The sequence below is a fragment of the Dickeya lacustris genome, from assembly GCF_029635795.1.
Lineage (GTDB): Bacteria > Pseudomonadota > Gammaproteobacteria > Enterobacterales > Enterobacteriaceae > Dickeya > Dickeya lacustris.
The window spans coordinates 3,827,265-3,840,917 of the sequence record NZ_CP114280.1 but is presented as its reverse complement, the minus strand read 5'-3'; the positions used below and the strand labels follow the sequence as shown (position 1 = coordinate 3,840,917).

At 52.8% G+C, this 13,653-nt stretch carries 9 protein-coding genes and 1 other annotated feature; of the genes, 1 reads left to right on the top strand and 8 read right to left on the bottom strand.

All coding sequences use genetic code 11. The annotated features are described in order from the left end of the window. Positions 1-193 precede the first annotated feature (193 nt). Entirely contained in the window at positions 194-1,771 is a 1,578-nt protein-coding gene (locus tag O1Q98_RS17360) for a methyl-accepting chemotaxis protein (protein WP_125258726.1), read from the bottom strand. 447 nt (positions 1,772-2,218) lie between these two features. Further along, on the bottom strand, positions 2,219-3,859 hold the full coding sequence (gene ushA / locus O1Q98_RS17355; RefSeq protein ID WP_416232409.1) for a bifunctional UDP-sugar hydrolase/5'-nucleotidase UshA: 1,641 nt from the start codon (positions 3,857-3,859) through the stop codon (positions 2,219-2,221). A gap of 686 nt (positions 3,860-4,545) precedes the next feature. Here ushA and ybaL point away from each other — a divergent pair. Next, positions 4,546-6,228, top strand: coding sequence for a YbaL family putative K(+) efflux transporter (ybaL, locus tag O1Q98_RS17350; RefSeq protein WP_125258724.1), 1,683 nt, complete (start codon positions 4,546-4,548; stop codon positions 6,226-6,228). Positions 6,229-6,280: 52 nt separating this feature from the next. Here ybaL and hemH read toward each other — a convergent pair whose 3' ends face one another. The 6 genes from hemH to dnaX form a co-directional block, all read right to left on the bottom strand. Then, on the bottom strand, positions 6,281-7,243 hold the full coding sequence (gene hemH / locus O1Q98_RS17345) for a ferrochelatase (RefSeq protein ID WP_125258723.1): 963 nt from the start codon (positions 7,241-7,243) through the stop codon (positions 6,281-6,283). Between the two features lie 361 nt (positions 7,244-7,604). Beyond that, the gene (adk, locus tag O1Q98_RS17340; protein ID WP_125258722.1) at positions 7,605-8,249 is read right to left on the bottom strand and encodes an adenylate kinase; all 645 of its coding nucleotides are present in this window, start codon (positions 8,247-8,249) and stop codon (positions 7,605-7,607) included. A 312-nt stretch (positions 8,250-8,561) separates the two neighbouring features. Then, positions 8,562-10,445 carry a molecular chaperone HtpG gene (gene htpG, locus O1Q98_RS17335; protein WP_125258911.1) on the bottom strand — a complete coding sequence of 628 codons (1,884 nt, stop codon included), beginning with the start codon at positions 10,443-10,445 and terminating at the stop codon, positions 8,562-8,564. Between the two features lie 157 nt (positions 10,446-10,602). Beyond that, complete coding sequence (recR, locus tag O1Q98_RS17330) at positions 10,603-11,208, bottom strand: recombination mediator RecR (protein WP_125258721.1); 606 nt, start codon at positions 11,206-11,208, stop codon at positions 10,603-10,605. Next, a complete protein-coding gene (locus tag O1Q98_RS17325; protein WP_125258720.1) occupies positions 11,208-11,537 on the bottom strand; it encodes a YbaB/EbfC family nucleoid-associated protein in 330 nt (109 codons plus the stop codon). The genes recR and O1Q98_RS17325 overlap by 1 nt, the downstream gene beginning before the upstream one ends. Before the next feature lie 42 nt (positions 11,538-11,579). Then, the gene (gene dnaX, locus O1Q98_RS17320; RefSeq protein ID WP_125258719.1) at positions 11,580-13,616 is read right to left on the bottom strand and encodes a DNA polymerase III subunit gamma/tau; all 2,037 of its coding nucleotides are present in this window, start codon (positions 13,614-13,616) and stop codon (positions 11,580-11,582) included. Continuing rightward, positions 12,189-12,252, bottom strand: a sequence feature (DnaX frameshifting element). It overlaps the preceding gene by 64 nt. Positions 13,617-13,653 lie beyond the last annotated feature (37 nt).

Here is a 13,653-nt window from a genome sequence, read left to right as displayed (position 1 = left end):
AAACACCGTTTTAATTAAATGCAGTCTAGCATTGGGTGGCGGCTGAAACGCTTATGCTGATCACACTCCGGTAAAAACCCCCCCATGCGTTACTGATGCGTGGCCACCAGCGCATCTACCGGCACATCACTTACGCTCCCCCAGTCGGCCACTGCTTCCACTGCTTGCGTTCGCTTATACGCTTTTCTGATGATTAAACCGGGTCGTAGCCCAGCGCATTACGGCTCTGTGCATCGGTAGTAAAATACGCCACAGATCCGGTTAAACGCTGCGCCTGTATCTCCAGCGCCTGTGCCACCGCAACGGCTTGCTGAACCAGCGCGGTATTTTGCTGCGTGATGGCATCTATCTGGATAACCGATTCATTAATAAGGCCGATTCCCTTACTTTGCTCCGACGTCGCCGTAGAAATCTCCGCCATCAGCGCCGCGACACGCTCTACCGCGCTGACCACATCATTGATGTTGCTGTCTGCTACCTTCATTTTCACTGAGCCGCTATCAACACGCGATACGGACTCTTCAATCAGCGTTTTGATCTCTTTGGCCGCTTGTGAACTGCGCAATGCAAGGTTACGCACTTCACCGGCTACCACGGCAAACCCCCGCCCCTGCTCTCCGGCGCGGGCCGCCTCTACTGCGGCATTAAGAGCCAAAATATTGGTCTGGAATGCGATGTTATTCACGACCTCGGTAATATTGGCGATTTTGCCTGAACTCTCTGAAATGCCGCGCATCGTGTCGTTGACTTCCCGCATGACAACGCCGCCTTTGGAGGCAATATCCAGCGCGGAATAAACCAGCTGGCGCGCCTGCTCCGCGTTATCCGCCGTCTGTTTCACCGTCGCGGTTATCTCCTCCATACTTGATGACGTTTTCTCAAGCGAGGCCGCCTGCAGATCCATACGCGATGATAAATCGCTATTGCCAGCAACAATCTCATCGCTGCTGCTATTAATCTCCTGGGCACCGGCTCGAATATCCGCGATAACGCTGGTTAACCGTTCACGCATCATCGCCATTTCGTGCAGCAGGCTCGTTGAATCGCCCGGTAACGTATTTATCGGGGAGGACAAATGACCACTGGCAATTCGGGCAGCCACCTGCGCAGCATAAGTGGGCTCCCCTCCTAACGTCCGGCAAATACTGCGATTGATATAATATGCAAAGGCCAATACAGCAATACTTACCAGTATAAAGACGACACCGTTCTGATACAGGGAATGATAAAAGGCTGCATCAATATCATCGACATACAAACCGGTGGTAATTATCCAGTCCCAGGGTGCATAACGTGCATTGTATGCAATTTTGGGCTGTGCAGTTGTCGCGCCGGGTCTTGGAAAAGCATAAGTGGTATAACCGGATTGATTATCCTTAGTGACCGTCACCATCTCGCGAAACAGATAGACGCCATTAGAATCCTTGTAATTCTCTCCCTGACCAATTAGCGATGAATTAATTGGATGCATTAAAACTTTAGCCTGAGAATTCAATATGGTGAAATATCCGGCATCGCCATAACGCAAACCTTTAATGGTTTCCATCGCCCGCTGTTGGGCCTCCTGCGGTGAAATGACTCCGGCCGTGGCTTGGTCTGCCTGTGTTTTAACGATACTTAACGCGAGCTGAGTGACATGCATCAACTCACTTTCTCTTAATGACACCTGATCCTGTTTAATTTTTACCGAACCGTAAAGCAACGCACCGGCCAGAAAAAATAAACTGATGACAAGTGGAAACCACATTTTCCTTGCAAGTGATACTCTCATTTTGGCACCTGTTATATGAGTTTATGTTATTAAAAATTATTTATATCCTGACGACTCATGACAGTGTTTTGTTAATCGATAATCGGGTATCCCGCCCGATGCCATTTAACATTAAAAGATTCTTTTTTATAAAAAATAAAATCTTTTAATAAAGGTGAATCTCTTCAATAAAAAAATGGCATACCCTTTCATTAAATAAGTTTATAGAGGCATGATAATTAACAAAACCCAACCGAGATCACATAAAAGAGATCGGGAATATCGCTCCACCAGCGTAGCGCATGAAAAAATAAGAGCACATCCGTTGATGTAAAAACAGAACACCGAAGGGTAAAAGCAACGCGTGATGTTTGACGGCCCGGCCTAGGCGCCAGTGCTGAAAAGCCACGTGGCCCCGATAAGAGGCCACGCGGTTGACGGATGCGACACCATCAGTATTTATCGCGTTTATTTATAAACAATCTCGCCTTTAGGCTCATAATCTGCCGCCTGTAGCGGTGAGTGAGTCTCAACATACTGGCGCAAGACTTCTGCATCCACAAAACCGGTATTGACATAACCGGGTAATTCGCTGATTTTCGGATAGCCATCGCCCCCGGTCGCATTGAAGCTCAATGTCGCCATACGATAGGTTTTCTCAGCCTGCAACGGTTCACCCTTGATTTTCACATTTTTCACACCGTTGCCATCCGCTTCCAGGCTGACGTTCAGGAACTGAGCATAACCGCCGGAATCCACCTTTTTGTTTGCCACCACAGCGAGATATTTTTCGATCTCGCTGCCTTTGAGGTCGGCATACACCAGCGTATTACCAAACGGTTGTACCTTGAGGATAGTTTTATAGGTGATATCGCCCGACTCAATGGAGTCACGCACACCGCCGCCGCTCATCACCGCAAAATCCGCTTTAGCGCGCTCAAGCTGGGCTGATAACAATACGCGAGCCAGATTGGTTTGCACAAAACGCACTTTATTGCGATCGCCTTCAAGACGGCCATTCACACTGCCGACTTTTACCTCAAGCTGCGCCTTGCCTTTTTCCTGGAACGGCGTCAGCATTTTCAGCATGTCCGGGCTCTGGGTAATTTCCTGGGTGTAATAAACCCGCTCGCTGCTGCCATCGGCTTTCTGTACTTTTTTCTTCAGATTGACGGGAATCAACTGATAATGTTCGAGTTTCAGCTCACCATTACGAAACGAGAAATCAGCGCGCCCGACATATTTGCCCCACTCGTGGGCCTGAACAATCCAGGTTCCATTCTGGCGGTCTGGCGCACAAGGAGAGCCCGGCACATAGTCCACCTGCTTTTTATTTTCACTCGCCATACATACCGGGTCTTGTGAGTGGCCACCCACTATCATGTCGAGATACCCGGCGGGTAACGCCCGCGCCATTTCCACATCGCCTGGCGCGTTCGAGCCATGCTCGCCATTGTCGTAATGCCCCATGTGCGTCGCGGCAATAATCACATCAGGCTTCTCTTTTTTACGCAGCTGTTCAACAACCTTTTTGGCTTCATCGGCCGGTTTATGAAACTCGATATCGGTAAAATATTCCGGGTTGCCGATTTTGGCGGTGTCATCGGTCGTCAGGCCAATGACCGCAATTTTAATCCCCTGCTTGTTGAACAAGGTATAAGGCTTAAACAGCCGTTTTTTCGTGCTTTTTTGATAAATATTGGCCGACAACAGCGGGAAATGAGCCCATTTCTCCTGCTGACGCAGCACGGAGAGCGGGTTATCAAACTCATGGTTGCCTATCGCCATCGCATCGTAACCAACCAGATTCATGCCACGGAAATCCGGCTCGGCATCTTGCAGGTCTGACTCCGGCACCCCGGTGTTAATATCACCGCCGGAGAGCAGCAATACACTGCCGCCCTTTGATGCCACTTCCTGACGAATCTGGTCTACCAGCGTTTTTTGTGCCGACAAGCCATATTCACCGTATTCGTTTTGCCAAAAATGACCATGATGATCATTGGTATGCAAAATCGTGATGGAGTACGTTTTATTTTTTTCCCATGCCATGGCATAAGGCGAAGACAGCGCTACTGTCACCGCCATCAGACAACCCAGTTTTTTCATCGCAAAACGCATAACCGCTCCCCGTAAAAATCCCTCTGTTTTCGTAAAACGTCAGGGGCAAAGGTTCACCTTAGCTCAAAAACGGCCCCTCGAGCCGTTTAACACGCGTCACATGGCGCGCCTGACACAAATTAGGGTATAGAATTGTTACATTAAGACTGTTGTGACGCGCACAACTTAACACAAATCACACCGGCATAGTTGACGTTATGATGAAGCCATCATCCGTTGCACACGCCAGATAGCCGCCGGAATCAGGCACATAATCGCATGCCTAACCCCAGGGCTGTCTTAATAATAACGGCCTTGCTAAAGACCAATCGACAAGAAATAAAATTAGCCCTATATATCAACTATAAAAGCAACATTTTATATGAAAATATATGTTACTCTTTTAGCGGTGATGAAAGACGCTATTTATCCCGGTTATATCGCTGAATGGCTCCATTTCCACACGCCGACGGATACCGCACGCTTCCCATCAGCGTGCGGTATCCGTGGTTAGAAATACCTGATTTGCCGATATAAAGGAATCACACACACTCTGGTGGCCATATTCCATCATGTTGTAGGGATAACGCGCGTCCGACAGTCCGCTTAACGCCAGAGGAAAAACCTGTTTCAGGGCCATACGGATGGCTCGGGAAGCGCCGCTCATTGACATAACACCGGGTAAAGGAGTCGGAATGCATGATAATACCACCCCGTTAATCTCCACGATGGCCGTAGGACTGGTCATGGCCTTTGTTCTCGGCATTATCGCAAATCGCCTGCGAATTTCTCCCTTGGTCGGCTATCTGCTGGCCGGTGTGCTGGTTGGCCCTTTTACGCCCGGTTTTGTTGCCGATACGCGGCTGGCACCAGAAATTGCCGAGCTGGGCGTTATCTTGCTGATGTTTGGCGTGGGTTTGCATTTCTCCTTGCGCGACCTGATGGCGGTCAAGTCAATTGCTATCCCCGGCGCTATCGCACAAATCGTGATGGCTACGCTATTAGGTACCGGTTTAGCCGCTTTGCTTGGCTGGAGCATACCGGAGGGGATGGTATTTGGCTTGTGCCTCTCTACCGCCAGTACCGTGGTACTTTTGCGATCGCTTGAAGAGCGCCAGTTAATTGATAGCCAGCGCGGGCAAATCGCTATTGGCTGGCTGATTGTCGAAGATCTGGCTATGGTTCTGACGCTGGTGTTACTGCCCGCCTTTGCCGATATGCTGAAAAACGACAGCGCCAATACCACGACACTCGCGCGCGATTTAGCGATGACATTGGGTAAGGTCGTGGCGTTCATCACCCTGATGATCGTTGTCGGTCGCCGTGTGGTGCCGTGGGTTTTAGCCAAAAGCGCCAGTACCGGTTCACGCGAGCTGTTCACACTGGCGGTGCTGGCAATGGCGCTGGGCATCGCATTTGGCGCGGTAAAGCTGTTTGATGTTTCTTTTGCGCTAGGCGCATTTTTTGCTGGCATGGTGCTCAATGAATCGGAACTGAGCCAGCGTGCAGCTCACGATACTCTGCCGCTACGTGATGCGTTCGCCGTGTTATTTTTTGTTTCCGTCGGCATGCTGTTCGATCCGAAAATTTTACTCAGCGAACCGTTGGCCGTGCTGGGCACGTTGCTTATCATCGTGATTGGCAAATCCGTGGCGGCATTTTTTCTGGTACATCTGTTTGGTCACTCGCGACGCACCGCACTGACCATTTCCGTCAGTCTGGCGCAAATTGGTGAGTTTGCATTTATCCTGGCGGGGCTTGGGATTACGCTCGGTCTGCTGTCAGACAATGCGCGCCATCTGGTGCTGGCCGGGGCGATTTTGTCCATCATGCTCAATCCGCTGCTGTTCGCCCTACTGGAGCGCTATCTGGCGCGTCACGAGACCATAGAAGAGCAGATAGTTGAAGAGGCGATTGAAGAAGAAAAGCAGATCCCGGTAGATTTATGCGACCACATATTATTGGTTGGTTATGGCCGGGTTGGCAGCCTGATTGGCGCACAGCTGCACCAGGCCGGTATCCCGATGGTAGTGATTGAAACCTCTCGTGCCCGCGTCGATAGCCTGCGCGAACAGGGAATTAAAACGGTTCTTGGGAATGCCACTCGCGCCGATATTATGGACATCGCCCGCCTTGACTGCGCCAGCCGGTTAATCATCACCATTCCAAATGGCTATGAAGCCGGTGAAGTCGTTGCGGCGGCGCGCGCAAAACGCGCGGATCTACAGATTATTGCCCGAGCCCACTACGATGACGAAGTGGCCTACATGACCGCGCACGGCGCTGACCACGTCATTATGGGTGAAAGGGAGATTGCCGAAGCCATGATTCAACAACTAGACGTAACGGCTCCCCCACCCACCCACACGGCTGGCTAGGCTTGTCGCCCGGAGCAGGCGCACACAGACAGGCCTGCTCCGGGCGCGCTAATTACGCCGATTCGCAGACCAGTTGCGCCAGTAGATCAATATGCAATGGGTCATCATTCAGTGCCGGAATATAGTGAAATGCCTCGCCACCGGCATGCAGAAAAATCTCCCTGTTTTGCTCTTTAATCTCTTCTAGCGTTTCCAGACAATCTGCCGCAAAGCCCGGACAAATAATCTGAATACGCTTCACACCTTGCCCCGGCAACGCCTGCATAGTCTCATCGGTATAAGGCGTCAGCCAGGGTTCCCGGCCAAAACGAGACTGGAAAGTCATCATGACCTGTTCCGGCGTCAGCCCCAATGCGGCCGTGAGCGCTTTGGCCGTCGCCGCGCAACGCTCAGGGTAATCATCGCCTTCATCTGCGTAGCGCTTTGGTATACCGTGAAATGAAATCACCAGCTTATCGGGCACGCCGTGCTGCGCAAAGGCATGTTCAACGCTGTGTTTTAACGCGGTGATATAGGCAGGATGCTCGGCATAATCACGAATAAAACTCACGCCGGGCAGTTGACGCCGCTGACGCAGCGCTTTCGCCAGGCCATCCCACACGGCAGCGGTGGTCGAGCTGGAATACTGTGGGTACATCGGTAATACAGTGAGCGCTGTCACCCCCTGTGCAAGCAGGCTGTCAAGCGCGCTGTCAAGGCTGGGTGAGCCATAGCTCATGCCAAGAGCCACCGGCATATCCGGCAATGCAGCCGCTAACGCATGCTGCTGCCTGCGGCTATAGACCAGCAATGGCGAGCCTTCACTCATCCAGACGGACTGATACAATTTCGCCACGCGAGGCGACCGCGTCGGCAAAATAATGCCGTGCAACAACGGGCACCAGAGCAGACGGCTGACATCCACCACCCGCCTGTCATGCAGGAACTGCGCCAGATAACGTTTGACCGCCGCTGGGGTCGGTGCATCAGGCGTCCCCAGATTGACCATCAACACGCCACGTTTTTCTTTTTTCATCCACGAGTCCTTTACTCTGCCGCTCGGCATCAGGGGTAAACCACGTATAAACCACGTAGCAAGCGGGTGCCTGCCATACCCATTCATTCGAAAATCAGCTGGTCGCCGCGATGTTTATCGACACGATATTTTCGACGCTATGTTTTCATAGCTATGTTTTCAACGCTATGTTTTCGACGCTATTGTAGCGAAAACCACGGGCGGAAAAACGCAGCGACAACGGTTAAAACCGATATCTGCTATCGTCATGACCGGGGCCATTATCACGGGAAAAAACGTGATGAGACTGGATGAGAATGAAGAGAGGAAGGAAAACGCCGTGAGCGCGCCACCGCAAGCGATGGCGCATCAGAAGGCAAAATCAACCGAGGATACGCGCCAGTTCTTCACTGACTTCGCTGACCTGACGGGTACCATCAATTTTGCTATAGCGAGTACGAGCGGCCGCTGCTTCCTGCTGATAGTAATCCACCAGCGGCGCTGTCTGCTGGTGGTATTCCACCAGACGTTTACGCACGGTATCTTCCTGATCGTCTTTACGAACGCTCAGGTCTTCACCGGTGACGTCATCTTTGCCTTCCACTTTAGGCGGATTGAACTTGACGTGATACACGCGACCTGACGCCGCATGCACTCGACGACCTACAATACGATCAATGATCAATGCATCCGGCACATCAAATTCGATAACGAAATCAACACTGATACCGGCATCTTTCATCGCATCAGCCTGAGGAATGGTACGCGGGAAACCATCCAGCAGGAAACCATTGCGGCAGTCATCCTGTGCGATACGCTCTTTCACCAGCGCTATCACCAGTTCGTCAGTCACAAGCTTACCCGCGTCCATGATTTCTTTTGCCTGCTTACCCAGTTCAGTACCGGCTTTTACCGCTGCACGCAGCATATCGCCTGTGGAGATCTGCGGAATGCCATACTTCTCCATAATGAACTGAGCCTGAGTGCCTTTGCCTGCGCCCGGAGCGCCCAGCAGAATAATACGCATTGCGTAATTCCCCTTGCTATGTAGTTTTTTTAAAAAAAATTTGAAAAACGCTAAACCATACCATTCCGCAGGCGCTTCCTCAAGGAACGGGCTCGCTTCAGCGGATAAAGCACGGTTAAAAACCGTGATAGCAAACAACTTTCAGCCAGTTTTCCCCATGCAGACAGTAAATCGTACTCCCATCATCAAGACAGTTTAAAAGCCATTGATCCGCCGATCCGCGCCCTAAAAACCACCATAAAAAACGCCCCGGGAAACCGGGGCGTTTATCTGGGTGAGACAAAAAAATGTCTATCAATCAGGGGTTTGATATCAAGCTATCAACAGTTGATTCATGCGGCGAATAAACTGGTTAGGGTCTTCCAGCGTGCCGCGCTCGGCGAACAGCGCCTGCTCAAGCAACAGCTCGACCCACTCGCCGAACTGCGCGTCATCCTGGGTATCGGCTGCGCGTTTTACCAGGGCGTGGTCGGGGTTAAGCTCGAAAATGTATTTCACTTCCGGCGCTTTTTGGCCCGCAGCCGCGAACAGTTTAGCCATCTGGGTGCTCATGTCGCTGGCATCGGTCGTGACAATGGCTGGCGTATCCGTCAGACGATGCGTCAGGCGCACCTCTTTGACACGCTCACCCAGCAGCGTTTTCACTCGCTCAACAAACGGCTCCAGCCCTTTCTCTGCTTCTTTTTGCGCATCATCGACGTCATCGGCCAGTTTATCGAGCGACTCATCCGCCTTACTGACGGACTGGAACGATTTACCATCAAACTCCGTCAGGTAGCTCATCATCCATTCGTCGATGCGATCGGACAACAGCAGCACTTCGATGCCTTTCTTACGGAACAGCTCCAGATGCGGGCTGCTTTTGGCAGCGGCGTAACTGTCTGCGGTGATGTAATAAATCTTATCCTGACCTTCCACCATGCGGCCGATATATTCGTCGAGAGAAACGGTCTGCGCGTCGCTGTCCGTCTGGGTGGTGGCAAAACGCAGCAATTTGGCGATAGTTTCGCGATTAGCGCTGTCTTCTGCCGGGCCTTCTTTGAGCGCCAGACCGAACTGCTGCCAGAAGGTTTGGTATTTTTCGCTGTCATCTTTCGCCAGTTTTTCCAGCATTTGCAGAACGCGCTTGGTCAGCGCGGTGCGCAGGCTCTGGGTGACGCGGTTATCTTGCAAAATCTCACGCGAGACGTTAAGCGGTAGGTCGTTGGAGTCAATCAGGCCGCGTACAAAACGCAGATACGTCGGCATAAACTGCTCGGCATCATCCATGATAAACACGCGCTGCACATACAGCTTCAGGCCATGTTTATGATCGCGGTTCCACATATCCCACGGAGCCTGCGATGGAATATACAGCAGGCTGGTGTACTCCTGCTTGCCTTCTACCCGGTTGTGGCTCCAGCTTAACGGGTCGGTAAAATCATGGGCGATGTGTTTATAGAATTCGTTGTATTCCTCATCGCTAATTTCTGATTTGCTGCGCGTCCACAATGCCTGGGCTTTGTTGATTTTCTCCCACGTCACCGTCTCTTCGCCGCCCTCTTCCTCGCTCTCTGTGCGGGATTCAATTTCAACGGGCAAGGCAATGTGGTCAGAATATTTACTGATAACCGAGCGCACGCGCCAGCTATCGAGGAACTCATCTTCGCCTTCACGCAGGTGCAGGGTAATTTCGGTGCCGCGCCCGGCTTTCTCGATATCCGCCAGCGTGTACTCGCCCTCACCGGCAGACTCCCAGAATACGCCCTGGCTGGCATCCGCCCCGGCAGCACGGGTTTTCACCGTGACTTTATCGGCCACGATAAATGCCGAGTAGAAACCGACCCCAAACTGACCAATCAGTTGGCTATCTTTGGCCTGATCGGAACCTAATGACTCCAGAAAAGCCTTGGTACCAGATTTGGCAATAGTCCCCAGATTCTCAATCACTTCATCACGGCTCATACCGATGCCGTTATCGGAAATCGTCAGGGTACGTTTTTCTTTATCGGTTGCGACACGCACGCGCAACTCACCGTCACCTTCATACAAATCCGGTGCGGACAGCGCACGAAAACGCAGTTTATCTGCCGCGTCAGAGGCATTGGAGATAAGCTCTCTTAGGAACACTTCCTTGTTCGAATACAAAGAGTGGATCATCAGATGCAGCAGTTGTTTTACTTCTGACTGGAAGCCGCGAGTCTCTTGGCCTTTCATGCTCATTTTTACCTCAATACGTGTTTATTCAGGCTGATTCAACGGAGGATGAGCAACATATGGGGATGAGTCGGCAAGATTTCAAGAGCCGCAGCTAAGACACACCGAAAAGTCGGTGCCACAGGCAGTCAGGCCGCCCTGTCAGGCAGCCTGATAATCAGAACTTTATCGGGTTACGCCCGGCCAGCGAGTGAGATAACGTCGTGCCATCGACCATTTCCAGCTCTCCGCCAACGGGCACACCATGCGCGATACGGCTCGCCATCACACCATGTTCAGCGCACAGTTCAGCAATGTAGTTTGCGGTCGCATCGCCTTCTACCGTCGGGTTCGTCGCCAGAATCACCTCACTGAGCGTTTCGCTAGCCAGACGCGCTTCTAAGCGATCCAGACCGATGTCGCCTGGGCCGATGCCATCCAGCGGCGACAGATGCCCCATCAGCACAAAATAGCGCCCGGCAAACTGCCCGGTCTGTTCAATCGCATGGATATCCGCTGGACTTTCTACCACGCAAATCTGGCCGTTTTGCTGACGCCGTGGATTCGCGCAAATTGAACACACCTCTTGCTCGGTAAACGTCCGGCAATCGGCACAGTGGCCAATTTCCGACATGGCACGGGTGAGCGCTTGCGCCAGACGCATTCCGCCGCTGCGATCGCGTTGCAGCAGGTGAAACGCCATGCGCTGCGCCGATTTCGGCCCAACGCCCGGCAAACAGCGTAGCGCCTCCATCAACGATTCAAGAAGTGGGCTGGTCTGCATCAGAACGGCATCTTAAAGCCAGGCGGCAACGGGATTCCGCTGGATACAGACGCCATTTTCTCCTGCTGAACTTCCGCGATACGGCGCGCGGCATCATTGAAGGCCGCCGCAATCAGGTCTTCCAGCATTTCTTTATCGTCTTCCATCAGGCTTGGGTCAATCTCGACGCGACGGCAATTATGCGCACCATTAATGGTTACTTTGACTAAACCGGCACCTGATTCACCGGTCACTTCCAGACTGGCCATCTCTTCCTGCGCTTTCTGCATTTTTTCCTGCATCTGCTGCGCTTGCTTCATCAGGTTGCCAATACCGCCTTTACCAAACATAGTGTTCTCTCTCATTCTTCTGGCTGCCAACTGGCAGCGGGTTTAAACAGGTCGGATACTGTCTTCGTCCAGTTCCGCATCAAAAAAACGTCGCAACGTTTGAATCGTACTATCGGTCATGATCGACTGGCGCGCCTGCACCAGTTTCTCTTCATAGATAGCCTGACGCCACTCCAGCGGCGTGCGAGCTAACTGCGCATCATCTTCAATTACCGTCAGGTTCACGGGGCGACCGCTAGACGCGCTCAACGCTTCACTCAGCGTTTTCTGCGCAGCCGAGGTATTTAAATGGCGCTGTGACGAGCGTAAATGCAGCTGCACCTCGCCTTCCTGCGGTTCGGTTTTAAATGCATTCAGCGCTAATTGCTGCACCAATTTCGGCAAAGGCAATCTATCGATTTCAGCCGCCCAGGCATCGCGCTCGATCGCTTCACGCGCCAGTTGCGCTGCCAGCTCAGGCGTTTTTTCATGCTCCAGCGCCGAGCGTAAGGCTTTGGGAGTCGCCACTATCGCCGGTTCAACAGGCATTTCTTTCTTTTGCGCCCGCCAGCGGTATGCCTCTTTTTTCTGTTCTTCCTGTTGACCCGACGCTTTGGCGGCCATCTGCTGCTGGCCGCGCTCGGTTACTGAGGCCAGGCGCTCCAGCGCCGAACTGCCCGGCCGCGTTTTAGCCAACGCTGCCGGTTCATTCTTTTTTGCCGGGCCGCTCCCTTGCCGCTTGAGCAACTGGCTACGCGCCTGCAATAACTGCGCCGTTGTGTCTGGCAAGGTCGCGCCAGTATCAGGCGCAGGAGCGTTAGGCGCTATTGTCGCTGACGCGACCTCATCCAATGGCGGTGACGCGGGTAAATTTGTTGTCGCAATATCATCGGGCGGTGCCATTTCAGGCATCGCCGACGCCGCCTGAGCCGCAAGCGGTTCAGGTGCCGGACGCACCGCTACCGCAGGCGCAGTTATCGCCGCTGGTTGCGGTTGCGGTTCAGTCATCACCTGCGTGGGGTGGAACGCCAACGCGCGCAGCAGCGTCATCTCCACCCCCATGCGACGGTCTGGCGCATAAGGCAGCTCTTTGCGCCCCACCAACAGCGTTTGGTAGTAAAGCTGCACCTCAGCGGGCGGAATGCGGCGCGCCAGCTCGCGCAACCTTGGCGCTATCTGCTGGTACTCATCGCCCAGCGCCGAAGGCAACAGTTGCAGCATCGCGATACGGTGCAACAGCGCCAATGTCTCTACCAGCAACGTTTCCCAGTCAACGCCACGGGAAGCGGCCTGATTCAGGCGCGCCATCACGCTCGCGCCATCAGCGCTAATCAGCGCTTCAAGTAAGGCTAGCGGTTGTTCGTCATCCAGCGTGCCCAGCATCTGGCTGACGGTTTCTGCTGTAACTTGCCCATGCCCCATCGCAATGGCCTGATCGGTCAGGCTCAGGGCATCACGCAAGCTACCGTCCGCCGCACGGGAGAGTAATTGCAGCGCACGCGGCTCAAATGCCAGTTGCTCCTGCTCCAGCACATGCTGCACATGGTGGCGAATTTGCTCGGCATCCAGCGCTTTAAGATGAAACTGCAAGCAGCGCGATAAAATCGTCACCGGTAATTTTTGCGGGTCTGTCGTCGCCAGCAAAAATTTGACATGCGCGGGGGGTTCTTCCAGCGTTTTCAGCAGCGCATTAAAGCTGTGCCGTGACAGCATATGCACTTCATCGATCAGATACACCTTAAAGCGCCCGCGCGCCGGGGCATACTGCACATTATCGAGCAGGTCGCGGGTATCTTCTACTTTGGTGCGCGAGGCGGCATCTATCTCAATCAGGTCAACAAAGCGCCCTTGCTCAATTTCCTGACAGATAGCGCACTGACCACACGGCGTCGCCGTAATGCCGGTTTCACAATTGAGCCCTTTGGCCAGCAAACGGGCAATGGTGGTTTTACCTACGCCACGCGTACCGGAGAACAGATAGGCATGATGAATTCGGCCTAATGAAAGACCATTAGCCAGCGCGGTCAGAACATGTTCCTGACCCACTACATCGGCAAAGGTTTGGGGACGCCACTTACGGGCAAGGACCTGATAGCTCATCAATACCGCAACAGTCGTGTTATTGAGGAGGTGATGC

Bases quoted from the DNA above. Each gene is read 5' to 3' on its own strand.
- O1Q98_RS17360 (WP_125258726.1), bottom strand. From the start codon at position 1,771: ATGAGAGTATCACTTGCAAGGAAAATGTGGTTTCCACTTGTCATCAGT.
- ushA (WP_416232409.1), bottom strand. From the start codon at position 3,859: ATGAAAAAACTGGGTTGTCTGATGGCGGTGACAGTAGCGCTGTCTTCG.
- ybaL (WP_125258724.1), top strand. From the start codon at position 4,546: ATGCATGATAATACCACCCCGTTAATCTCCACGATGGCCGTAGGACTG.
- hemH (WP_125258723.1), bottom strand. From the start codon at position 7,243: ATGAAAAAAGAAAAACGTGGCGTGTTGATGGTCAATCTGGGGACGCCT.
- adk (WP_125258722.1), bottom strand. From the start codon at position 8,249: ATGCGTATTATTCTGCTGGGCGCTCCGGGCGCAGGCAAAGGCACTCAG.
- htpG (WP_125258911.1), bottom strand. From the start codon at position 10,445: ATGAAAGGCCAAGAGACTCGCGGCTTCCAGTCAGAAGTAAAACAACTG.
- recR (WP_125258721.1), bottom strand. From the start codon at position 11,208: ATGCAGACCAGCCCACTTCTTGAATCGTTGATGGAGGCGCTACGCTGT.
- O1Q98_RS17325 (WP_125258720.1), bottom strand. From the start codon at position 11,537: ATGTTTGGTAAAGGCGGTATTGGCAACCTGATGAAGCAAGCGCAGCAG.
- dnaX (WP_125258719.1), bottom strand. From the start codon at position 13,616: ATGAGCTATCAGGTCCTTGCCCGTAAGTGGCGTCCCCAAACCTTTGCC.